Raw genomic sequence first — 21,358 nt, 5'->3', positions numbered from 1 at the left:
CTTCTTCAACCTGCGAAGGCAGGTTTTGTCTGTATAGACGCGAATTCTATTCGCCCGGTCTTCTGAAGAAGATCACATAATTTTAACCGTTCGTTCTTCAACCTGCGGAGGCAGGTTTTGCTTGTATAGACGCGAATTCTATTCGCCCGGTCTTCTTCAACTTTAGTCCGCAGGGTGCTTAGAGACGCACCCGATTGTAGGTTTGTAGTGAGGACTTTAGTCCGCAAAAAGAAGGACTAAAGTTCTCACTACAAACCTATAGTTGATATTTTGCTCGACATGATATCCAACCATTTTTTGCATAATTCGTGCCTTTATTTCGCCGGAGTTGCAGGCTTGGACTCACCCAATTTTTGCTGCAAAAACTGCCGCGCTAATTGTGCGGCATCCTGCTGTTTCCCATCAACTTGATAGTTGAGTTGGCGCATATCTTCCTCGGAGATTTTGCCGCCCAACTCTGCGAGCACTGGACGCAATTCGGGATATTTTTCCAAAATTTGCGATCGCACAACCGGCACAGCTTCATAGGGCGGGAAATAGTTCTTATCATCTTTGAGCACTACCAAACCCAAACTTTGAATCAAACCATCGGTTGTGCCTCCAGCAATCACATCTACTTCTTTTTGTTGCAGTGCTTGATAAAGCAATCCTAACAGCAACTCCTTCGGTTCTTCCGCAAATCTAATCCCGTAAGTTTTAGCCAATCCGGGAAATCCATCTTCTCTATCTTTGAATTCCGGCCCGAAACCAGCGCGCAATTTTGGTGCAGCTTTACCCAATTGCGAGAGATTTTGCAAGTTAAGTTTTTTGGCATCGTCTCCCCGCACAATAATCGCAAAACCGTTATTAAATCCCAGGGGTTCAGTCCATTCGGCTTTAAACTGTTTGGGATATTCTTGTTTGAGGTAGGCGAGGACTTTTTTGGGGTCAGAAATCGGCTTTTGTTTGAGAATGTTGGTAAAACCTGTACCCGTATATTCGACGTACAAGTCAATTTTTCCTGCTGTTAGGGATTGATGGCAAAGCGAGCCTCCGAGGTTGAGTTCGCGTTCTACTTTAATATCTGTTTTGGCTTCGATGTGCTGTGCTAAAATTTCTGCAAGGATGACTTGTTCGCTAAAGTCTTTTGAGCAAATAACAACTTGTTTTTGAGAACTCGAATTGCAGCTTGTAACTGCGAACAAGCAAAGCAATGATAAACAGGAAGATAAAAAATTGATTTTTGATATTTTCATTTTTTTATTGTAACATTTATGTAGATAGATACAGGAGAAAATATGCTATTGAGTGTCAGGGATACGATCCGGGAGCAGCGACAATTTTTTGCTACTGGGAAAACTAAAGATGTGGATTTTCGGATCGAACAACTCAAAAATCTCAAAAGTGCGATCGTCTCCAATCAATCACGGATTGTGGATGCTGTCAAGGCTGATTTGAACAGGCCGGAGTATGAGGCTTATTTTGAAATTGCTGCGCTCGCAGAAGTTAATTATGCCATCAAAAACGTTGAATCGTGGGCCAAGCCCAAAAAAGTGCCAACACCGATCGATCAATTCCCCGCCTCAGCCCGGATTTACCCGGAACCTTTGGGCGTCGTTTTAATCATCGGGCCTTGGAATTACCCGTTTCAGCTCATGATATCACCTTTAGTCGGGGCGATCGCCGCCGGCAACTGCGCCATCCTCAAACCCTCAGAAATCGCCTCGCACACGTCGAAAGTTGTCGCGGATATGATTCTCACAGCCTTCGATCCCGCCTACATCGCAGCCATCGAAGGAGGAGTTGAAATCAGCCAACAATTATTAGCCGAAAAATTCGACCACATCTTCTTTACCGGAGGCACAAAAATCGGTAAAGTAGTCATGGAAGCCGCCGCCAAACACCTCACACCTGTCACATTAGAATTGGGTGGCAAAAGTCCTTGCATTGTAGACTCAGACATTCAAGTTGAATATACTGCAAGACGCATTGCGTGGGGCAAATTTATCAATGCCGGTCAAACTTGTATTGCTCCAGATTACCTGTTAGTTGACAAAAAAGTTAAACCCGCTTTGATGCAAGCAATTAAAACATCAATTCACGAATTTTACGGCGAAGATCCGCAGAAAAGTCCCGACTATTCCCGAATTATCAATCAGCATCATTTAGGACGTTTGGCAGAGTTTATCAAAGATGGTGAAATTGTCGCGGGCGGTCAAACTAACGTCGAAGACAAATATATTGCGCCGACGGTAATTGACAAGGTTTCCTGGGATTCGCCGGTGATGCAGGATGAGATTTTTGGCCCGATTTTGCCCGTTTTGGAGTATGAAGAGTTCTCAGAGGCGATCGCCCAAATCAACGCCCACCCCAAACCGCTAGCTTTGTATTTGTTCTCAAAGGATAAGGAGAAACAAGAACGAGTTTTGCGCGAAACTTCTTCCGGCGGAGTTTGCATCAACGACACGGTGATGCAAGTCGGAGTTACAACTTTACCTTTTGGCGGAGTTGGCGACAGCGGTATTGGTAGCTATCATGGGAAAGCCAGTTTTGATACTTTTTCACATCAAAAAAGCGTGCTGCAAAAGTCATTTTTACTTGACTTTAAATGGCGGTACGCTCCCTATCTAGGCAAGTTGGATTTGATTAAGAAAATTATCGGTTGAGCGAACGACTACTTGTTTCAATATCATCGGGGCGTGATTTCACCAACATCTACAATACAAATAAGATCGCGGTGTTATTCCGCCCAGATTATCCATAATCTGACAATATATAGCCTTTCTCAAAAAGATGAGGTATGACTGATAGCTTATATAACCAGTTCCACTAAGAGGGCTGAAGCCCAACAACGTACCTCATATGAGAGCTAGATCCGCTATAACTTGATAAACCAACAATATGAACGAGAATTTACCAGAAATATTAGCTGAACTGCGCCACTACTTTAATGATTTGTACGGCGACAGACTTGTACAGTTAATTCTCTACGGTTCCCAAGCCAGAGGAGATGCGAAACCAGATTCTGATATTGATATTTTGGTTGTATTGGACGAACCTGTGAGTGCTGGCAAAGAAATCGCTCGCACGAGTGAATTTGTTGCTGCTTTGTGCTTAGATCGTACTGTAGTAATTTCTAGTGCTTTCGCCTCCGCAGCACGTTTTCAGCAAGAGAAAAGTCCTTTCTTTCTAAATGTTCGCAGAGAAGGAGTATTGATTTGATACCAGAACAAATTGCTCTTTTAACCAAAGCCGTTGAAAGCTTACGAGCAGCTAAGTTGTTAGCTGGATCGAATAGGTTTGTAGTGCGGACTTTAGTCCGCAGAATTTGATGCGGACTAAAGTCCTCACTACAAACCTTTTGAATTTAACGAAATTAGATGCTGGGAAATCAGCCACCTGCTTAATATTGCTTGAGTTAAAATAAAGTCAGTTATTCCCCTAAATTCTTATGTTTCCTAAATATCCCGTGCCTCAAACAGAACCGCCCCGATCGCCAAAAGAAACACTTCCCACGATGTACGATCTACCTAGCGAAAATCCGGAGGAACCTGGTTTGCCTGATGAATTTCACGGCTTGCAACCGCAGTTGCTGAGCTACACTTTCCGCCCTTCCACCTATTCGGCTTCCCAAATATTTACCGGAAGCGACATGAATCTTTATTATGATGTGCGTCACCCGCTTTGGTACAAGCGCCCGGATTGGTTTGGAGTTGTGGGAGTTTCCCGATTGTATGATGAAGTTGATATGCGGCTGAGTTATGTCATTTGGCAAGAGGGTGTGAATCCTTTTGTGATTGTAGAATTGCTCTCGCCGGGAACAGAAAAAGAAGATTTGGGAGAAAACGAGGGGCAAAATATACCGTCTGCGCCTGAACAAATAGCAGGAAATGGTAATATTAACCACGAACCGAGTTCGGAAAAGCCACTGCGGAAATGGGAGGTTTACGAGCAGGTTTTGCGAATTCCTTATTATGTTGTTTTCAGTCGCTACACCAATCGATTGAGGGCTTTTAAATTGGATGGCGCTCGCTATGAAGAATTAGAACTGTCTGACTCGCGCCTGTGGATGCCTGAGATTGATTTAGGCTTGGGTTTGTGGCACGGGGATTATCTGGGAGTCGATCGACTGTGGTTGCGCTGGTACGATAGTGAGGGCAATTGGATTCCGACTCCCGAGGAGCGAGCCGAACAGGCACAAGAGCGTGCAGATGAGGCACAAGAGCGTGCCGAGCAGGAAAGACAGCGTGCAGAGATTGCCGAAACTCGCTTACAATCTTTCATCGAAAGACTGCGGGAATCTGGCATCGATCCCGATCGATTCTTGAACGGTTAATACTGAATGAGGCGGGAAAAGAGAGAAAGTGCGATCGCTCTTTTCATGAGTATAGGGAAAAAAGGGCGATCGAACATTTATTTACATCAGGCTGACGCACAACGATCGTGCTATAATTAAAATTGGTAAGTGTTCGATAGCGAGCCAGAGACAATGAGTAAAACTGTAGAAGTAACTGTAGTCAAGAAACCAAAGCAATTAAAAGACTATTTTGATTTTTGGGCGGCTGATGATATTCGCATTAAAGAGACCCGCATTGGGATCGAGGATATTCTCGATGAATACATTTATGGTAAGAAATCACCAGAAGTCATAGCAGAGCTGTTTCCCACAGTAACTTTAGAGCAAATTTACGCTACAATTTTTTACTATCTACAAAATCCAGAAATTGTAGAAAAGTATGTAGAAGATTGGTTAGAGTACACTCTAAAAGCACAGGCAGAACACGATAAAAATCCTCCGCCTGTTGTCTTACGGCTTCGGAAGTTAAAAGCAGAAGGCGATGCGAATCGGGCAGCAGCACAATAAATGGCAATTCAGTACCTTATAGATGAAAATATGCCGTCCTTGTATCGCGAACAGCTATTGCGTCATCTACCAAATTTAATTATCCACACGGTTGGCGATTCAGGTGTGCCACCTAGAGGTACACTAGATCCAGAAATTATAGTTTGGTGTGAAAAAAATGGTTTTTTACTCATTACTAAGAACCGCCGCTCAATGCCATTTCACTTGGCAGATCATTTAAGCACAGGTCATCATTTACCAGGAATTTTGGTACTTCGCCGTCAAGCAGATGTTGGTCAAGTGATTGCTGATTTAGTATTAATTGCAGAAGCGGCTGATGATGATGAATATCTAGATCGCATTAGTTATGTACCTTTAGCTTAATCCTAATAGAATACCCAGAAAACTATCATCGAACTAAAAAGCAATTTATGCCCACCCTATTGCAAGAAAAATGTGCCGCCTGCCTCCCAAACTCTCCCCGCGTCACAGCTTACGAAATTGTCCAACTCAAACCTCAAATTCCCAACTGGAATTTGATTGAAAAAAATGGCATTCCCCAGTTAGAGCGCACTTACAAGTTCCCGGATTTCAAAAGTGCGATCGCCTTTACTAACAGTGTAGGCGAAGCAGCAGAAACTGAAGGGCATCACCCCGCACTGTTAACCGAGTGGGGAAAAGTTACTGTTACTTGGTGGACTCACTCGATTTCGGGACTGCACCGCAATGATTTTATTATGGCCGCGAGAACAGATGCGATCGCACATCAATTCTCAACCTAAAATCAGATCTATCGGCTAATGATAGTTTCAGATGTCGGAGCGCCGAATACGGGTGAATGTTGTTGATTCGTATTCAACAATTCCAGATTCAGGCGGTAGCCGACATTCCGCACAGTTTGAATTAGACTCGGCTGTCGCGGGTCGATTTCGATTTTTTTCCGCAGAGAGAGTACGTGAGTGTCGATCGTGCGCGGGTTGTCAATCGCATCCGGCCACGCCCGACGCAGCAAATCGGAGCGCGACAAAGGCACTCCTCCAGCTTGAGCCAGCACGTACAGCAGGCTGAATTCCTGGGGAGTAAGCTCGATGTGTTCCTCATGCAGCCTGACTCGGCGCTGTACCAAGTCAATTTTTAGCCGCCCGCACTCCAGCATCGCGGGCGGTACCATTGTGCGGTTGCGGCGCATCAGGGCTTCCACCCTAGCCATAAATTCTTGCATCCCAAACGGTTTAGTCAGGTAATCGTCGGCGCCCGACTTCAAACCTTCGACAATATCCGCTTCTGAATTCCGCGCTGATAGCATCAAAATCAGCGATTGCTGCTGCTGTTGGAGCCAGCGGCAAAATTCCAAACCGTCCCCATCAGGCAATTGGGCATCAAGAATCACTAGGGTTGGCTGGCGGCTGAAAAATATTTCCCTAGCATGACTGATATCCGCTGATTGGTGCACCCAGTGACCGACTTGCTGTAAATGCCAGCCCAAGAGCGATCGCAGGTGCGGATTTCCTTCAACAATTGAAATACTTGCAGATCCCACAACGGCGAGCTTCCCTTATCACTAATGGGTACCAGGTTAACAGAGCTTTTGTCAAGGTTTTGTAACCATGGCTACTCAAGCATAAGCTGCGTTTAAAGCGACGAACAAACTTCTAGTATCAATTTTAAAGATTTGGTCAAATTGCGATCGTCAGACCTGAGAAAGGTTAAATCATTCTGGCGGTGAGCTTACAATGAAAATAATATAGCTTACAGCCGATCGAGCCTATGACCTAGCCACCTGCTTTGACCGAACCCCCCGACAGGGTATCCACTCCCAGGAAGTTGACAAATCGCGTAACTGAAACTAAAATGCGTGCAACCGTTCGCTCGGTAGCCGGAACACTCACTCAGTTCGATCGCCAAATTCAGCAACATCCCGATTCTATTAAACGCACGGTGAATTATTTAGGTGCGCGCCAAAGAGTCGAGCCACTGCATAGCAGCAAGTGAAATTTTTTATGGAGGGTAGCCTGTTGAGCAGGGTAAAAGCTTTTATTTAGCAATCGCCTCTCTTCTGAGCTTGCTCAGTATGAATCCGGGCAGTTCCTAAATCCCGCCGTCATTATACACCACAAAGGATTTCAAACTCAGACCATGCTACAAGACACCCAAACAATCCGGCACTACCAAAAACTCACCGACGCTCTCGTCGAAATGTGGAATAGAGGTTATCGTTTCGATGACCTGCGGCTTTACTTAGATGGCTACCTCGCAGCCCTGCGACATTGTAACAGCCTGGAACCCTATCTGATTCACAGATTAGAGGAAGAAGCAGCGCGTTACATTCACGATACTTCCAATTTTGAAATGCCACAGACACAAACGCAAGCTGAATCAGACTATTATTAAACACCAAATTTGGTTTAATAAACCCGCTGATTATTTGGGCATCGGGCATCGGCAAAAGAGGGAATCGGGAATCGGGAATTGGTTATTTGTGATTTCCTGCTTTTTCCTTCTTCCTTCTTGCTTCTGCTATAAATCAACCTAATTCAACGTAAAACTCGGTTGCTATTAGATCCCCGGCTTCTTGAAGAAGTCGGGGATATGTTTGTTCTGTCTGATTTTAAACAGCGGGCAATTGACAATTGTCTGCTAGCGGGTTTAACTCCCCCACTTCAGGAATGTGGCGTGGGGGAGTGGAGTTGAAATCCCCATAAAAAAACCTCACGATTCACACTTTACTGTCAACTGTCAACTGTCAACTGTCAACTGTTTAAGAAGCCAAAGCGACTTCTACAACTTCTTGCAATTCGCCCTTTTGATACATTTCGATCAGAATATCCGAGCCGCCAAGAAACTCGCCATTGATATAAACTTGGGGAATTGTCGGCCAGTTGGAATACTCTTTAACGCCTTGACGAATTTCTTGGTCTGCCAAAACATCAACTGTTTCGTAAGGCACTCCCATCGTATTGAGAATTTGCACCACAGTATTAGAGAAACCGCACTGTGGCATTAACTTATTGCCCTTCATGAACACCATGATTTTGTTTTGCTTAACCAATTCGTCAATTCTTTCATGTGCTGTACTCATGGTATCTCCTAATATTGTTTGAAAATTTTTAAACGTTGACAGTAGTTTCTGATGAGGCAGAAACCGGGTTTTTAACGAAAATTTCTCGTTACCAGAAAGAATTGGTTGAAAGCCCCAAGTCTTTGAGGGAGAAATTAAAATCAGACTATTGATTACTCCAATCCTCGGACTTAAGGGTAGAGGTCGCTATCAAACTGTCAACTGTCAACTGTCAACTGTCAACTGTCAACTGTTGAAAGCCATAGATTCCGGTGCAAAAGCCGATTTCTTTGGTTAGCAACTGTTTCTCAAGCGACTATTGACACAAGCACAAACTTGCGATAATTGCGACTAAAAAACTAAGCAACTTCACTTTTGGCTGCCCATTCTGCCGGAGTTAAGGTTTCCAACGCCAAAGCGTGGATAGCTTCACTAGCCATTGCCTGTTTGAGAGCTCCGTAAACCAGTTGGTGTTGCTGTACTCGGGTTTTCCCTTCAAAGGCAGCAGAGACTACTCTCACCTGGTAGTGATCGCCGCCTCTCAAATCCTCAACTTTTAGCTTAGCGTCTGGTAATCCAGTCTGAATCATTTCTGCTACTTGAGACGGTGTAACCATTGGTATTTGTGATAAAGGGCTGTATTGAGTATTTTAGTGGAACTATTTGTTAGACGATCGCGGTTGAGTTGCAGCAGGCCGGGGATAGGGGGCATCCACAAAGCCCAATTCCAGTAATTGCTGGTAAGCTTTTTTACCCAAGTCGCGAGTTGGCTGTTGCGATCGAATAATCTGAATCAGTAGGGGAACAGCCAGTTCCGGCTTATTTTGTGCGCGGTGTACCAACGCCAGCCGGTAGGTAGCTTCGTCGCGCATTTGGGCTGTTTCCACAGCTTTGGTGCGGTTGCTGTCGGCCAAGCGGATGTCAATTCCGGCAAAACTGCTGCCCAGTTGCTGGTAGAAGTTGGAGAGTTGATTGAAAATTTGGCGGGATTCTTGAAGTTTTTGAGCCGCCAGCGTGTAATTTTGACTGGAAATAGCACCACTGGCTTCTGTCATCAAACGCTGACCTCCGGCAATGCTCAGTACGCTGCTGTCTGGGGTGACAGGGCGGAGGTTGTTGGGGTCTGTGGGGTCGTCGGCGGGTTCGACTTGCGGTTGGTTATCTGGCCGAGAAGGTTGTTGTGCTTGGGCTTGGAGCGGTTGCAACAGGGTCAAAACTGCGATCGCCCCGATCGTCATCCGGGCGGTGAAGCGAAGCCAGCAAACAGTTGCAGAGTATACCATGAAATTACTTTGCGCCTCGGCGCTTTAAAAAGATATTTAGCTTGAGCCGATCTTACCATTGGCGATCGCAACCGGCTAAGTGTAAACCAAATTTGTTCAAATGTCAAAGGGTGCGATCGATTTTGGATTAAACAAAGGAAATCGCGGGGGATTGGACATATCCCGGCGATTTAGTCCCGGAGGCAGAAACCGGGTTTTTTTACCTAAATACTGCATTTGAGGCTTTAAAATTGGTGAAAAACCCGGTTTCTTTGGTTTTGATGCGTAAGTTTCGATCTAATTTAACAATAAAATGAACCATGAATATCACAATCGAGAAAACAGTCTACGGTCAACTGCTGGCGAAATCGCAGCCTAAGCCCATCCTGAACGAAGAAGATAACGATCTTGCCCTCGCAGAAGTCGATTTTCTGATGTCTAAGGAAGAATTAACACTAGAAGAAGAAACTTTACTGAGTCTCTGGGGAATCTTGATCGAAGAATACGAATCAAAATATTACCCAGATCCAGAAGTGACTCCCCGGGATGTTCTATTGCATTTCATGGAAATTCGCGAACTCAAACAAGCTGATTTAGTCGGCGTGATTGGTTCCAAAGGAGTAGTCTCTGAGGTGGTTAATGGGAAACGGGCGATTAGCAAGGCGCAAGCTAAGGCGCTGGGAGATTTTTTTAACGTTAATCCTAGCGTATTTATTTGATGGTAGTTGTTCGATCTTTGTCGATCGGCATTTTTGGGGCGGGCAGGATGCCCACCCCACAAGAAGATTCAGTCTTTTTTTGGGGCGGGTTCAAAGCCCAACCCCTACTCCCCACAAGAAGATTCAGTCTTTGTGGAACAGGCATCTTGCCTGTTCTTCAGAAATATAGTAAATACTGGATGAAAACTGAACAGGGGCATTTCTAATGACACAACCGATCGCACTTTCCGCAAATACCTTACAAAATTATCAAGGTATCGGAGTTCCCGAAGCAAGTCTGGCAGTGATTTTGCAGCGCGGCGGCGATGAGTTGTTGCTGTCAAAAGTTCCAAACCGCTTTACAGTCCGTCCGTCAGCGACAGCATCGACATCAAATAATTGGGCTGCAACAAATCAGGCAAAACTTAACCGTCGCGTCGGCCAAAGTAATCTGGAAGAATATCTAGTGGCGCCGGAAAACCTAGATGCAGCAATGCAAGCCGCCCGCGCCAGCGATGCTGTAGTTTTTGCTAGCCATGTCTATTGTCCCGCAAACAATCCGAGCACATTCTTTTATTTAACCGATCGCATTACTATTCAATTTGGCGAACAAGTAAACGAAGAATCGCGAAAGTCGATCGCCAATGCAGCAAATTTAACAATAATCCGGCCAGTCGAAGGCATTCCCAATACCTTCGTCTGCGAAGTCACCAAACAAGCAACCGAAAACCCGATTAAAATTGCCAACCGCTTGACAAGATATCCAGAAGTTTTGGTGGCGGAACCCAATATTATCCTAGAAACTCAGCAACATTATACACCCCGCGATCCGCTTTATCCCAAACAGTGGTATCTCAATAACAAAGGCGGTGACGGAGTTGTCAGCGGCGCTCAAATTTATGCAGAACCAGCTTGGGATATGACTCGCGGCGTGCGATCGATCGTAATTGCGATCGCCGATGATTCAGTCGATCTGACGCACCCCGATTTTCAAGGCCAAGGCAAAATCGTCTCGCCCATCGATTTCAAAGACGGCGACACTTCCCCGATGCCGGTTGCTGAATCGGACAACCACGGGACAAGTTGCGCCGGTGTCGCCGCTGCGGAAGAAAACGGTAAAGGTACTGTCGGCGTCGCCCCCGGATGCGCCGTGATGCCGATCCGTACCACGGGTTTTCTCGATGACGAGTCGATCGAAAAAATCTTCAATTGGGCGATCGACAAAGGCGCCGCCGTCATCTCTTGCAGTTGGGGGCCTGGGGCAGTTTACTATCCGCTTTCCCTACGCCAAAGCGCCGCTATCACCAAAGCAGCAACCCAAGGGCGGGGCGGCAGAGGCTGCGTGATTCTGTTTGCTGCGGGGAATGCCAACCGCCCCGTTAACGGGACTGTGGACGAGAAAGGCTGGCCAAATAACGTTGTGGGCGGCAAAACTAATTGGCTAGCAGGATTTGCCGTACACCCCGATGTAATTGCGGTGTCTGCTTCCACTTCCCTCAACAAAAAAGCAGCCTACAGCAATTGGGGCACCAGCATCTCGGTTTGCGCGCCCAGCAACAACGCACCGCCTGGAACCTGGCTACCAGAAACCGGATTTATTGCGACTGCGCCGGAGGTGTCGGAGTATTTGCCAGGTTTGGGGGTGTTTACTGCCGATCGCGTCGGGGTTGCCGGCTACGACTCGGGGGACTACACCGATAGCTTTGGCGGCACTTCCAGCGCCACTCCAGTAGTCGCTGGAGTGGCAGGTTTAGTGCTTTCGGCAAACCCTCGTTTGACGGCGCGGGAAGTGCGGGGAATTCTCGAACAAACTGCTGACAAAATTGTCGATGCCGATGCCGATCCGCAGTTGGGGAATCGCCTGGGAAATTACGATGCTAATACTCGCCGCAGCGATTGGTTCGGTTACGGGAAAGTGAATGCTTTAAAAGCTGTGCAAGCTGCGGTGAGAAAGGCTGGCGGCAATCCAAATATCGGCGGTTCCAGGTTCAGCGATATTTCTGGACATTGGGCAGAAAAGTTTATTGAAGCTTTGGCTGCGGCGAATATAATTAGCGGTTTTCCTGATGGTTCTTTCGGGCCTGACAACAGTTTAAATCGCGCTCAATATGCGGCGCTTTTGGTGAGTGCATTTAGTCCGATTCCGAAGGCGGCGGCTACCAATTTTATTGATGTTTCGGCGAGTTTTTGGGCGAGAAGTGCGATCGATCGGGCGAATCGGGCGGGGTTTTTGTCCGGGTTTCCAGGGCTGAAGTTTGGCCCGAATCAGAATTTGACGAAGACTGAGGCGATCGTATCTTTGGTTAACGGTTTGGAACTTAAGGGTGGCAATCCCGATATTTTAAAAGTTTACAGCGATCGCAATCAAATTCCTAATTTTGCTTTAAGCGCCGCAGCAACAGCCACAGCTTTGAAGATTGTAGTAAACTATCCGGCGCGCGATCGGCTTTCTGGGCAGCGAGACATCACCCGGGCTGAGATTTCGGCTTTAATTTACCAGACATTGGTAGCAATTAATCGCGCAAAGGCGATCGACTCTCCCTACATTGTCTAGCCACTCCCGAACCGCTGTTGGGCATACCGAATTATTCTGGTCATCTTCAGGCGGTTCGCGAGTAATATCGCCGTTCGTAGTGCGGACTTCAGTCCGCAATATGCTGCGGACTGAAGTCCGCACTACGAACAGTTTTTTGTTATGGTAATTGACCCCACATGATATTAAGATATATCCACAAAAAAGACGGTCGAATAATTCTATTGTGTCCGATCTGCGATCGATTAATCGCAGTAAAGTGTCGGCAGTCAGATACACTAATGGCGATCGCCCTCAAAACCATTTGATGCTATGTGGCACAAAATTGCAGCACACATCTCCCAAGCAACCGGAGACACATTTTCAATAGACAACCGCCGTTCAGTCAGCGGTGGCTGCATCAACCAAGGCTATGCTATCAACAGCAGTACCCGCACTTATTTCGCCAAAATCAATCAAGCTTCCCAAGTCGCCATGTTTGAAACTGAGGCGCTGGGTTTGCAGCAAATGGCCCAAACTCAGACTATTCGCCTTCCTCAACCGATTTGCTGGGGAACTGAGGGCAATTCTGCCTATATTGTATTGGAATGGCTGGATTTGCGAAGTGGCGGGGGCGAGATAGCCTGGGCAGAAATGGGACGCAAACTGGCTCAAATGCACAAATACACCCCCCCCAGCCCCCCCTTGCTAAGGGGGGGAGAAGAGGTTGATTATGCCCTTTTGAGGGGATGTTTTGGTTGGAGTGTTAATAATGCGATCGGCTCAACTCCTCAAATTAATAACTGGACTGCTGATTGGGCAGAATTTTGGGCAGAACATCGGATTGGTTATCAGTTACAGTTGGCTAGGCGTCGTGGTGGAAATTTCAGTCGAGGGGAAACTTTGCTAGCAGCTATTCCCAAGTTATTGGAGGGTTACAAACCTCAACCTTCCTTAGTTCATGGGGATTTGTGGGGAGGAAATGCCTCGGTAACTGCTGCGGGGGAACCAGTAATTTTTGACCCCGCGACTTATTGGGGCGACAGAGAAGTCGATATTGCGATGACGGAACTTTTCGGCGGTTTTTCCCCAGCATTTTATCGGGGTTATAATGAAGTTTGGTTGCTAGATTCAGGCTATGAAAAGCGCAAAAAGCTTTACAACTTATATCATATTTTGAATCACTTTAATTTGTTTGGTGGGAGTTACGAGTCGCAGGCAAATCAAATGATCAATAAAATTTTGGGTTAAGATTTCAATATTAATTGGATTAGAGGGGATCACAAATGAAGTTTTGGCACTGTTGTACCAAACTGGGATTTATAGTTTTGTTTTTGAGCAGCATCCGGGCTGAGAATGCTTTAGCTGCTTTACCCTTACAGGTGGGAGTCTATCACGGCGGCGGTTCTCGATACATTCAGATTGCTGAAAAACAAAATAGAATCTGCTTCAAAGGCTTTTCTTCTAACGGAGTTACTGTGGCTTCCGTTACGGCGGATACTAAACGGGAAAACTTCTACAAAATTAACAAATTTGAGGGTGGATTTTTGTTGCAGCAAGATAAAGATACTCTGTTATTTGGCCCGGTAAATGAGTCAAGTAAGTATGTAGCAGATTATGGTTTTCCTAGAAATTTAGATAATGATTTGCAGGAGTGTCTTAATTCCCAGAAGCCATTCTTTAAACAAAAATCAGGCGGCAGAGGTTCTCGCTAAAATTATTAATTGCTGTGGCTGTCATCACGAGTTACAGGCAAGTCAAATGATTAATAGAATTTTGGGTTAAACTATTAATGAGTTTTTCTATGATAAGCTGTTCTACATTTAAATTGTGGATTAAAAATCAATAAAGATATTGTGGAATGGGCTTCTAGCCCGTTCCGAGCATCCTATTTAAATGCTGCCCCAGCTTAGAAGCGCTCTAATATTGAAATTGACTCAATTCAATATCGGGACACGACATTGCCGTGTCCCTACCAGTCAAGTTACTTACTTTTGTTTAGCCGCCGCTTTCTTCTTCGCTTCCTTCTCGGATTTCTTGGCAGCTTTCTCAGCTTCAAGTTTGGCGAACTTGGCTAGTTCTTTCTCTTCAGTTATTTTGTCCAGATAGTAATGGTAATCTCCCAGATAAGTCCGAAACTCGCCGTCGCGAACTTCTACTATTTTGTTAGCGACTTGAGAGATAAAATAGCGATCGTGCGAAACGATAATTACAGTGCCGTCGTAATTCTTAATCGCCTCTTCCATCATCTCCTTCGCGGGAATGTCGAGGTGATTTGTCGGTTCGTCCAAAATTAGCAAGTTCACAGGTTCCAGCAGCATTTTTGCCAAAGCCAGACGGGCTTTTTCTCCACCGCTTAAAGCGCCAACGTGTTTGAATACTGTTTCACCGTTAAACAAGAACCGCCCCAACAAAGTCCGAACTTCTTCATTTTTCCAGTCGGGTACTTCGTCGTGAATGGTTTGCATCACGCTTTTATTCAAATCTAAGGCTTCTGCTTGATTCTGTTCAAAGTAACCGGGGATGACGTTGTGGCCTCCCATTTTTACCGTACCTTCGGTGGGCGTTTCTAAACCCATGATCAGGCGCAGCAATGTAGATTTTCCGGCACCGTTGGGGCCGAGAAAGGCTATGCGATCGCCTCTTTCAATTAATAAGTCTGCTCCCAAAAATAGGATTTTCTCGCCGTAGGTGTGTACTAAGTTTTCAATTATGGCTACTTCGCGGCCGCTGCGGGGTGCGGGGGGAAACCGGAAATGCAAGGTTTTTAAGCCGCCGGTGGGGGCTTCGATGCGTTCGATTTTGTCTAACTGTTTCTCGCGACTTTTGGCTTGGGTGCTGCGTGTGGCGCTGGCGCGGAATTTTTCAACGAATGCTTGCTGTTTTTCTAGTTCTTTTTGCTGGCTTTCGTAGGCGCTGAGTTGGGCTTCGCGCGCTTCTGCTTTTTGCAGGAGGTAGGATGAGTAGTTGCCGAGGTAGGTGCTGGAAACGCCACGTTCGGTTTCGACTATTTGGGTGCAGAGTCGATCGAGAAATTCGCGGTCATGGGATACGATTACCATTGGGGTTGTCAGCCCTTTGAGGTAAACTTCCAGCCATTCGATCGTTTCTAAGTCGAGGTGGTTGGTAGGTTCGTCTAACAGCAGGATATCGGGTTTTTGGAGGAGAATTTTGCCTAAACTCATCCGCATTTGCCAGCCGCCGCTGAAAGCGCTGACTAGCCGATCGCCATCTTCTTGCTCAAATCCGATTTCTGGTAAAATTTTCTCGATTTGGGCTTCTAAACCGTAGCCGTTTAAGCCTTCAAATTGCCGTTGTAGCCGATCCATTTTGTGGATCATGTTGTCGAGATTTTCTGGGGTGGCGGCTTCGAGCTCTCGGTGCACCTCCATTAGGGATTCGTGGACTTCGTTGGCTTCGCTGAATGCGCGCCAAAATTCTTCCTTGACGGTGCGGGTGGGGTCGATTTCAAATTCTTGGGAGAGGTAGGCGATGTGGAGGCTGGCGGGGCGAATGACTTCGCCTGAGGTGGGTTCCATTTCGCCGGCGATGATTTTGAGTTGGGTGGATTTGCCGGCACCGTTGACGCCTACTAAGCCGATGCGATCGCCCGGTTTGACTTCCCACGTGACATCTTTGAGTACGACGCCTGTGGGGTAAATTTTACTGATGTGTTCGAGTCGCAGCATTGTTGTGGGGACTGGGGAAGGGGAGGTTTAGCGGCGGATGGGATGCCGGCGCTGAGGTCGAGTTAATCTTAACAAATTTTAATTATATTTAGTCATTGGCAAGATTTGGGTTTGGGCGGGCGATCGGATTTTGGATTTTAGATTTTATAGCCCTGGGCGCGCGGGTAGCGAGAAACCGGGTTTTTTAGGAAAATACTTGTCACAAAGCCCCAGATTCTCGAAAAACCCGGTTTCGAGGAGTGTATGAGTGCGATCGCATTTGGGGAAGTTGAGGAAACAGGGCTACCGTGCTGTTTCAGATTGAATTTCTCGAATTATGGTTGAAACTTCTTCTTCTGAATCTAGATGTCGTGCCAAAACTTGGGCTGTTGCTTCCAGGAGGCGATCGCTAAACAATTTTGTTAAATCTTCCCGCAAACCTTGCCCAATGTAAAACTTGAGTAAAGCAGACAAAGGCATATCTCGATGCAGTGCTACTTTGTTTAGGGATTCTCAAGTATCTGTTGGGATTTCGATTGATACTGTTGTTGGGCGCGATCGGACTTTTAATGTCAGTTCTTCTTCAATGTTGTCATTTTGGGAGTAGCTGGGCATAAATATCATCCTCGGTATTATCCCAAATTGCATCTAGCGATACTCGGCTTGTCTGAAGCCAGAATTCAGACTGATCATCAGGTAGGAATTTTACCAGAATCCTTGCACCTTCAGGAATTTCTGTTGGTTCCAACAATTCAATTTTGCCTTGGCGAACGATCGCCCAAACTGTCTTTAGCATAATAGGGTGACTCCAAAATTATTCGGGTCGTATCTCAGTATATCCGATACGTTGAGGACTTGCGGAATCATGACTGATAGTTCGATCGGGCGATCGCACTGAGGGCGGGCGAGTTTTGGGTTTGTTGGGACTTGACGAAATGGCGATCGCACTTCAACAGCCTTTTTGCAAGCAATTAGAGAAGGTGGGGAAGAAGTGAGGAGAGAAGTGCGATCGTTGCCTCTATTCTAAAATTTTATGTTCATGAAAATTCGCCTAATTACTCATTTCTGAATCGGCGATCCAATTTCACCGCTCTTGATTTTTGGCTCGCGGATCATAGTTTTTGCATATTGATCTGCTTTTGACTTATTGAGGAAGGAAGCTACTTGTATAGATTCACGACCTACAGATTCTCTATACACTAGAAAAGCATCACGACAATAGGTTTGTTGGATATATTTCAAAGTAGATTCATCAGTACGATTTACAAAAACTGGATACCAAGTTTTGACACCGCCTGGAGGTTTATCTCCACATTGATCCAAAGGAGATGGGCGTTTAATTGATTGAGTCGTGCTATTGTTATTCAGTGGCTTGGAGTTTTGTGGTATGCGGCTAATGCTCCCCCAAATTTTCCCTATTAAGAGTAAAAATATAACAACTGCTAAACACTTCCATAAAAGCCTGTTAGGTTGCGATTCAGGTCGCGATTCAGGTCTAGATCCAGGTCTAGATCCAGGTCTATGAATTCTAAGCGGAGCCGATGGTCGGCTTGGATCAACAAGATACCTCCCTGCATTAGGATGCGCTCCACAATGCAAACATTTTAAATGAAAATGGTTATGACAACTACGACATTTGAAGTATTTATCGTTCTCAGGAATAGAACTCCCACAAGTATAGCAACGCTCTACCACCTAAATTTACCTCAAAATCAACCATGCTTCTCTTATTGAATCTTGGCTACTGAACACAACACGCACTAAATGATTATGTGGAATGTTTAGCTCGGTAGGGGCAAATCCGCTTCTTATTTCGGCTGTGAAGTCCTTCGGAACTAATGACTGGTTGTTGCAGGAAGGACATTTTAGTCTCTTAAATTTTCCAAGCGGTATAGGTGCTATCTCCTGAGTACAGCTACACTCATTACAAACCGCTGAATATACTATCTCTTTGTCATGCCATAGTTCTACAACATCAGCATCTATAGCAGTCGCTACTTTGTTTTTAATCTCTTCTACTTTGGTTGTTATTTCTAAATCGATAGGGAGTATTTTCAATTCTTCAAATACATGATCATGACCGGGACATTCCTCTTTTTTGTCAATTTTAATACTTTTCAAGATAGTATTTTGTTCAGAACTGTACCAGTATAATATACCAGTTCTAGACACAGATTCTGATTTTTTTTCATGCAGTAGCCTGACACATTCTTGAGTAGCGATACCTGCAATTACGGCGGCTGTTGTTATAACCATTGGAATTTTTGGTTCTTCAGATACCAATCCAATTTTTAGACAGCTATACTTTTCTGATAAACGACGGTAATCCGCCATGTACCAGCCACATTCAAGACACGATCCTAAAGGGGGAGCCATTACAAACACGTTGCCTAGAAGACTATCTATACCTGTGTCTATTAAAAGGATTTGATTCAGCCAGCAGTATCTATTCACCCACATTCGAGCTTCTAAATTATCCACAGCCAAGATGACACAGTTAAAGTTACTATATTCCAAGTTACCAATGTCATGTACGACATCACAGGTACGCCCTGAAACCTGGATGTGCGGGTTAATTTTTAAAGCGCGTTTAGCGGCTGTCTCTGCCTTGGGCTGGTCAATATCTTCTCCTTGGAACAAAACACTTCTACTCAGGTTTACCTCTTCAACCTTATCACAATCTATTATGTTGATGTTGCCGACCCCAAGTAAAGCTAAATTTTTGATTATTTCATTGCCAGTAGTACCAGCTCCTACAACTAATATTTTTGCCTCCCTGATAATCTTTTGATCCCAGCCATTAATCATTTCTTGTCTAGCAGTTCTATTCATCTCAACCTCCATCAACAGTCTGTATAATCTGAGAATATGGTACTGGTACAGTGCTTTTGTTTTGGCTATTCACAACCTCAAATAAGATACTCTGGGTATCGGGTTTGGCTACCAAGTAATAATTACCATCGTATTTTGGCAACCCTTTGACTTGATCGATGTTATGCAAGTCAGACCCCGAACAATAAAACCCCACAGGAATTAGTTCTTCTCCATTAACTTCTCTTATTGCTGTAGGTGGATTCCAGAAATCCCAAAAGCTTTTCCACTTTGGTTTTCCTACTGTATTGATTCTAATAAAAGTATAGCCAGCCATGTTAATTATAGTTCCCAAAAGAACTCCTTCTGAAAATTCAGAAACATTGGCAGCATTTAATCTATTTATTAACTTTTGAGAAGCCATGAGAATAGGTAAAGTTTTGTTGAATGTATGATGACCAGACCGTAGTCTGTCAGTTATATTCAAGACATCTTGTACAATTTCAATTTCTGTTTCTGTTATTGAGTGCTGATTATGCGGGTTCGTTATTTCTTGCAATTCATCAACATTACGTCGAACAATTGCAGAAGACTGGTCGCTCAGATTTTCCCTTTCTGGCGTCGCTGAATTCTGAATAATCTCAGGACGCTCGTCAACCACTTTTATATTACAGGCTGGTATCTTTGTTGGATTGTGATTTTGATCCCATCCAAAGAAACCAATCCAGTCCGATCCAACATCCAACCGGTTTGGGGATGTCCTCGTTGAATCAACTACTATAGCTATTTGATAAGGCTCACTATGGTAGTCCCTAAAGTTTTTTAAGTCTGTACCAGATTGGAAGACACTAAGCCCTGGATGCGAGTGATAATATCCGACAAGAATAGTGCCAGATTGTTGTCTAACAGCTTCTACTTCTTTAAAGCTTTCTGGGTGCATCGTGACATAGGTGTGTGAAGCAGTAGATATCGCTCTAATGCTTTTTTCAATGTAAGTAATATTTCTTCGGCTAGTAATATCCTGTAATGGAAATCCGACGTAATAGCCTGCTACCTCATTGGGATAGCCCTCTGCTGCGTGTGCATAAATTTCTTCTAGAACCTCTCTTTGGATTAAAATAATGGGTAAATGATTTTGATCGAAAGGGATTGCTAAACGTGTAAATTTAGCTTGGTCATGTCTTGTTACTTTTACTATTTTCATCATCTAAACCTTACTGTATTGTACGGCTAACTAGAAGTCTAACTCGGCTCATCTCAATCGATGTAACGTAACTAGATATCATCAATTTATTCAATTGCCACCAATCAAGCGCTGTCCTATTTGCCGGGCTACTAGGATTCATTTTGATCAGGCTGTCTTTATTATAAGTAAGGTATTCTAGAACTTGCCGAATCCAGTCTGCTAGCGATAAATCTGGCTGAGGGCTGTTAGCTGTTCCCCAGCAAATCCTCCCATCAGTAAAAACATGAGGGTGAAACGGAATTGGATCTTCAAATTTAATATTTGGAATAGCGGTAAAAGGATATCCAGGTGGAACTTCTACCAAAATATTGAATCCTGTTCCCGTGCCTGCTCTAGCTCCATCTGGGTTAGCGGTTAGACTCTTAATGCCATTGATCACTACCTTAAATCTCCGGTAATCAAGGCTCATACGTTCTATCTCTAACCTTACAGGAAGTACATTATCTCCATCTAAAACTCTTTTAAAAAGAAGGAGATTCTCCAATTCATTCTTAAATCTTGCCTCGCTCACAATAGCATCTCCTTATTGACTTCATATTGACATAAAATCACAAAAAACTACCCTCCAGTACCCGGCTGATACAATGTCAACTTATCACCCTCGTTGACAGCTTTATACACATCACCTGTAATCGCAGTTTCGTTTACTCCCTGCAAGAGGTATCTACCTTCTTTAGGTAAACCTAGTGGTTCGGTTACAAGAGCAATCAGATTATCGGCACTATCACCTGGATATACTACTACCTCTGTTGAGGCTGTACCTCCACCCTTAACTACTGTTATCTTCTTCATTAGTTTATCTCTTAGTTGCTTAGTGATTAAGTTGACTATTTTCTGAATAAATCGCCAATATGATTAACAGTCAGGTAAAGACTGCAATTCATCGAACAAGGCATCCAAGTATTCACTAGAATCTGCCTGTTCCACTCCCCGTATACCCGGAGCTATTTCCTCGAAAATATGCTTATTCTCAATCTTAGTTTGAACGTACCATTGACCATTCTTTGTATAAAAGTGATCGTGCATAATTCCAGGATAATCTCGCTCAAGACCTCGCTTGTCATCAGAGTCTAAAATGTTTTTTTCTCCCCTGATGATTGCAACTTTATAATATCGACCGTTTTGTCTGTGATATTTTGGTCCAGTATATGCCATGACAATTTCTTTAGTTACTATTGCTAATGGAAATGTGTAAACATAATTAATAGTAAAGCTTCATCTTTAGCTTGACCAGTGATAAAAAGTGATAAAAAGTGATAAAAAGTGATGACTTTCCCCAAA

The 21,358-nt window shown here is 44.7% G+C and carries 26 protein-coding genes; 12 read left to right on the top strand and 14 right to left on the bottom strand.

Annotated features, from left to right (window positions below; genetic code table 11):
* Window positions 1-314: 314 nt before the first annotated feature.
* Window positions 315-1,184, bottom strand: coding sequence for a glycine betaine ABC transporter substrate-binding protein (locus tag JGK36_RS02815; RefSeq protein WP_293189607.1), 870 nt, complete (start codon window positions 1,182-1,184; stop codon window positions 315-317).
* 93 nt (window positions 1,185-1,277) lie between these two features.
* Between JGK36_RS02815 and JGK36_RS02810 the strand changes: the two genes are divergently transcribed.
* The 6 genes from JGK36_RS02810 to JGK36_RS02785 all read left to right on the top strand — a co-directional run bounded on the left by JGK36_RS02810 (window position 1,278) and on the right by JGK36_RS02785 (window position 5,604).
* Window positions 1,278-2,645: an aldehyde dehydrogenase gene (locus JGK36_RS02810; RefSeq protein ID WP_293175905.1), complete on the top strand. Its 1,368-nt coding sequence runs from the start codon at window positions 1,278-1,280 to the stop codon at window positions 2,643-2,645.
* Between the two features lie 235 nt (window positions 2,646-2,880).
* Entirely contained in the window at window positions 2,881-3,201 is a 321-nt protein-coding gene (locus tag JGK36_RS02805) for a nucleotidyltransferase domain-containing protein (protein WP_293189605.1), read from the top strand.
* Window positions 3,202-3,430: 229 nt separating this feature from the next.
* The gene (locus JGK36_RS02800; RefSeq protein ID WP_293195935.1) at window positions 3,431-4,315 is read left to right on the top strand and encodes a Uma2 family endonuclease; all 885 of its coding nucleotides are present in this window, start codon (window positions 3,431-3,433) and stop codon (window positions 4,313-4,315) included.
* Window positions 4,316-4,468: 153 nt separating this feature from the next.
* Window positions 4,469-4,843 carry a DUF433 domain-containing protein gene (locus JGK36_RS02795; RefSeq protein ID WP_293175912.1) on the top strand — a complete coding sequence of 125 codons (375 nt, stop codon included), beginning with the start codon at window positions 4,469-4,471 and terminating at the stop codon, window positions 4,841-4,843.
* Window positions 4,844-5,206, top strand: a complete 363-nt coding sequence (locus JGK36_RS02790; protein WP_293175914.1) for a DUF5615 family PIN-like protein — start codon at window positions 4,844-4,846, stop codon at window positions 5,204-5,206. It begins immediately after the preceding gene.
* 47 nt (window positions 5,207-5,253) lie between these two features.
* The gene (locus JGK36_RS02785) at window positions 5,254-5,604 is read left to right on the top strand and encodes a 4a-hydroxytetrahydrobiopterin dehydratase (protein ID WP_293195933.1); all 351 of its coding nucleotides are present in this window, start codon (window positions 5,254-5,256) and stop codon (window positions 5,602-5,604) included.
* Window positions 5,605-5,612: 8 nt separating this feature from the next.
* On the opposite strand, the gene JGK36_RS02780 is transcribed toward JGK36_RS02785, so the two are convergent.
* On the bottom strand, window positions 5,613-6,362 hold the full coding sequence (locus JGK36_RS02780) for a response regulator transcription factor (protein WP_293175918.1): 750 nt from the start codon (window positions 6,360-6,362) through the stop codon (window positions 5,613-5,615).
* A 311-nt stretch (window positions 6,363-6,673) separates the two neighbouring features.
* On the opposite strand from JGK36_RS02780, the gene JGK36_RS02775 reads away from it, so the two are divergent.
* Together JGK36_RS02775 and JGK36_RS02770 are read left to right on the top strand one after the other, a co-directional pair.
* A complete protein-coding gene (locus tag JGK36_RS02775) occupies window positions 6,674-6,814 on the top strand; it encodes a hypothetical protein (protein WP_293175920.1) in 141 nt (46 codons plus the stop codon).
* Window positions 6,815-6,958: 144 nt separating this feature from the next.
* Entirely contained in the window at window positions 6,959-7,213 is a 255-nt protein-coding gene (locus JGK36_RS02770) for a DUF6761 family protein (protein WP_293175922.1), read from the top strand.
* A gap of 367 nt (window positions 7,214-7,580) precedes the next feature.
* On the opposite strand, the gene grxD is transcribed toward JGK36_RS02770, so the two are convergent.
* From grxD to JGK36_RS02755, 3 genes are all read right to left on the bottom strand, one after another.
* Window positions 7,581-7,901 carry a Grx4 family monothiol glutaredoxin gene (gene grxD / locus JGK36_RS02765; protein ID WP_293175924.1) on the bottom strand — a complete coding sequence of 107 codons (321 nt, stop codon included), beginning with the start codon at window positions 7,899-7,901 and terminating at the stop codon, window positions 7,581-7,583.
* A gap of 338 nt (window positions 7,902-8,239) precedes the next feature.
* Window positions 8,240-8,497: a BolA family protein gene (locus JGK36_RS02760; protein WP_293175926.1), complete on the bottom strand. Its 258-nt coding sequence runs from the start codon at window positions 8,495-8,497 to the stop codon at window positions 8,240-8,242.
* A gap of 42 nt (window positions 8,498-8,539) precedes the next feature.
* Window positions 8,540-9,163: a hypothetical protein gene (locus JGK36_RS02755; RefSeq protein WP_293175928.1), complete on the bottom strand. Its 624-nt coding sequence runs from the start codon at window positions 9,161-9,163 to the stop codon at window positions 8,540-8,542.
* Between the two features lie 299 nt (window positions 9,164-9,462).
* Between JGK36_RS02755 and JGK36_RS02750 the strand changes: the two genes are divergently transcribed.
* From JGK36_RS02750 to JGK36_RS02735, 4 genes are all read left to right on the top strand, one after another.
* Window positions 9,463-9,861 carry a transcriptional regulator gene (locus JGK36_RS02750; protein WP_293175930.1) on the top strand — a complete coding sequence of 133 codons (399 nt, stop codon included), beginning with the start codon at window positions 9,463-9,465 and terminating at the stop codon, window positions 9,859-9,861.
* A 205-nt stretch (window positions 9,862-10,066) separates the two neighbouring features.
* Window positions 10,067-12,394, top strand: a complete 2,328-nt coding sequence (locus JGK36_RS02745) for a S8 family serine peptidase (RefSeq protein WP_293195931.1) — start codon at window positions 10,067-10,069, stop codon at window positions 12,392-12,394.
* Window positions 12,395-12,685: 291 nt separating this feature from the next.
* Window positions 12,686-13,603 (top strand): fructosamine kinase family protein, encoded by a 918-nt coding sequence (locus JGK36_RS02740; protein WP_293195929.1) that lies wholly within the window; start codon window positions 12,686-12,688, stop codon window positions 13,601-13,603.
* A 35-nt stretch (window positions 13,604-13,638) separates the two neighbouring features.
* Window positions 13,639-14,067, top strand: a complete 429-nt coding sequence (locus JGK36_RS02735; protein WP_293195926.1) for a hypothetical protein — start codon at window positions 13,639-13,641, stop codon at window positions 14,065-14,067.
* A 273-nt stretch (window positions 14,068-14,340) separates the two neighbouring features.
* Here the strand turns inward: JGK36_RS02735 and JGK36_RS02730 are convergent, their stop codons facing one another.
* The 9 genes from JGK36_RS02730 to JGK36_RS02690 all read right to left on the bottom strand — a co-directional run bounded on the left by JGK36_RS02730 (window position 14,341) and on the right by JGK36_RS02690 (window position 21,232).
* The gene (locus JGK36_RS02730) at window positions 14,341-16,041 is read right to left on the bottom strand and encodes an ABC-F family ATP-binding cassette domain-containing protein (RefSeq protein ID WP_293175938.1); all 1,701 of its coding nucleotides are present in this window, start codon (window positions 16,039-16,041) and stop codon (window positions 14,341-14,343) included.
* Between the two features lie 282 nt (window positions 16,042-16,323).
* Entirely contained in the window at window positions 16,324-16,494 is a 171-nt protein-coding gene (locus JGK36_RS02725) for a hypothetical protein (protein ID WP_293189602.1), read from the bottom strand.
* A gap of 118 nt (window positions 16,495-16,612) precedes the next feature.
* The gene (locus tag JGK36_RS02720) at window positions 16,613-16,816 is read right to left on the bottom strand and encodes a hypothetical protein (protein WP_293189601.1); all 204 of its coding nucleotides are present in this window, start codon (window positions 16,814-16,816) and stop codon (window positions 16,613-16,615) included.
* Window positions 16,810-16,968, bottom strand: a complete 159-nt coding sequence (locus JGK36_RS02715; RefSeq protein ID WP_293189600.1) for a hypothetical protein — start codon at window positions 16,966-16,968, stop codon at window positions 16,810-16,812. The genes JGK36_RS02720 and JGK36_RS02715 overlap by 7 nt, the downstream gene beginning before the upstream one ends.
* 753 nt (window positions 16,969-17,721) lie before the next feature.
* Window positions 17,722-18,852, bottom strand: a complete 1,131-nt coding sequence (locus JGK36_RS02710) for a ThiF family adenylyltransferase (protein ID WP_293189599.1) — start codon at window positions 18,850-18,852, stop codon at window positions 17,722-17,724.
* 1 nt (window position 18,853) lies between these two features.
* Entirely contained in the window at window positions 18,854-20,038 is a 1,185-nt protein-coding gene (locus tag JGK36_RS02705) for a Mov34/MPN/PAD-1 family protein (RefSeq protein ID WP_293189598.1), read from the bottom strand.
* A gap of 7 nt (window positions 20,039-20,045) precedes the next feature.
* The gene (locus JGK36_RS02700; RefSeq protein ID WP_293189597.1) at window positions 20,046-20,588 is read right to left on the bottom strand and encodes a ubiquitin-conjugating enzyme E2; all 543 of its coding nucleotides are present in this window, start codon (window positions 20,586-20,588) and stop codon (window positions 20,046-20,048) included.
* A 47-nt stretch (window positions 20,589-20,635) separates the two neighbouring features.
* Window positions 20,636-20,869 carry a hypothetical protein gene (locus JGK36_RS02695; protein ID WP_293189596.1) on the bottom strand — a complete coding sequence of 78 codons (234 nt, stop codon included), beginning with the start codon at window positions 20,867-20,869 and terminating at the stop codon, window positions 20,636-20,638.
* A 63-nt stretch (window positions 20,870-20,932) separates the two neighbouring features.
* A complete protein-coding gene (locus JGK36_RS02690) occupies window positions 20,933-21,232 on the bottom strand; it encodes a hypothetical protein (RefSeq protein WP_293189594.1) in 300 nt (99 codons plus the stop codon).
* Between the last annotated feature and the right edge of the window lie 126 nt (window positions 21,233-21,358).

The organism is Microcoleus sp. PH2017_35_SFW_U_B (assembly GCF_020737865.1).
Taxonomy (GTDB): domain Bacteria; phylum Cyanobacteriota; class Cyanobacteriia; order Cyanobacteriales; family Microcoleaceae; genus Microcoleus.
The sequence above is the reverse complement of the archived record's forward strand: the minus strand, read 5'-3'. Positions and strand labels throughout refer to the sequence as shown.

Coding starts and splice junctions, on each gene's coding strand:
- JGK36_RS02695 (WP_293189596.1), bottom strand. CDS start 20,869: ATGAAGAAGATAACAGTAGTTAAGGGTGGAGGTACAGCCTCAACAGAG.
- JGK36_RS02795 (WP_293175912.1), top strand. CDS start 4,469: ATGAGTAAAACTGTAGAAGTAACTGTAGTCAAGAAACCAAAGCAATTA.
- JGK36_RS02710 (WP_293189599.1), bottom strand. CDS start 18,852: ATGAATAGAACTGCTAGACAAGAAATGATTAATGGCTGGGATCAAAAG.
- JGK36_RS02740 (WP_293195929.1), top strand. CDS start 12,686: ATGTGGCACAAAATTGCAGCACACATCTCCCAAGCAACCGGAGACACA.
- JGK36_RS02730 (WP_293175938.1), bottom strand. CDS start 16,041: ATGCTGCGACTCGAACACATCAGTAAAATTTACCCCACAGGCGTCGTA.
- JGK36_RS02800 (WP_293195935.1), top strand. CDS start 3,431: ATGTTTCCTAAATATCCCGTGCCTCAAACAGAACCGCCCCGATCGCCA.
- JGK36_RS02790 (WP_293175914.1), top strand. CDS start 4,844: ATGGCAATTCAGTACCTTATAGATGAAAATATGCCGTCCTTGTATCGC.
- JGK36_RS02785 (WP_293195933.1), top strand. CDS start 5,254: ATGCCCACCCTATTGCAAGAAAAATGTGCCGCCTGCCTCCCAAACTCT.
- JGK36_RS02735 (WP_293195926.1), top strand. CDS start 13,639: ATGAAGTTTTGGCACTGTTGTACCAAACTGGGATTTATAGTTTTGTTT.
- JGK36_RS02690 (WP_293189594.1), bottom strand. CDS start 21,232: ATGGCATATACTGGACCAAAATATCACAGACAAAACGGTCGATATTAT.
- JGK36_RS02750 (WP_293175930.1), top strand. CDS start 9,463: ATGAATATCACAATCGAGAAAACAGTCTACGGTCAACTGCTGGCGAAA.
- JGK36_RS02705 (WP_293189598.1), bottom strand. CDS start 20,038: ATGATGAAAATAGTAAAAGTAACAAGACATGACCAAGCTAAATTTACA.
- JGK36_RS02775 (WP_293175920.1), top strand. CDS start 6,674: ATGCGTGCAACCGTTCGCTCGGTAGCCGGAACACTCACTCAGTTCGAT.
- JGK36_RS02810 (WP_293175905.1), top strand. CDS start 1,278: ATGCTATTGAGTGTCAGGGATACGATCCGGGAGCAGCGACAATTTTTT.
- JGK36_RS02755 (WP_293175928.1), bottom strand. CDS start 9,163: ATGGTATACTCTGCAACTGTTTGCTGGCTTCGCTTCACCGCCCGGATG.
- JGK36_RS02760 (WP_293175926.1), bottom strand. CDS start 8,497: ATGGTTACACCGTCTCAAGTAGCAGAAATGATTCAGACTGGATTACCA.
- grxD (WP_293175924.1), bottom strand. CDS start 7,901: ATGAGTACAGCACATGAAAGAATTGACGAATTGGTTAAGCAAAACAAA.
- JGK36_RS02770 (WP_293175922.1), top strand. CDS start 6,959: ATGCTACAAGACACCCAAACAATCCGGCACTACCAAAAACTCACCGAC.
- JGK36_RS02745 (WP_293195931.1), top strand. CDS start 10,067: ATGACACAACCGATCGCACTTTCCGCAAATACCTTACAAAATTATCAA.
- JGK36_RS02720 (WP_293189601.1), bottom strand. CDS start 16,816: ATGCTAAAGACAGTTTGGGCGATCGTTCGCCAAGGCAAAATTGAATTG.
- JGK36_RS02805 (WP_293189605.1), top strand. CDS start 2,881: ATGAACGAGAATTTACCAGAAATATTAGCTGAACTGCGCCACTACTTT.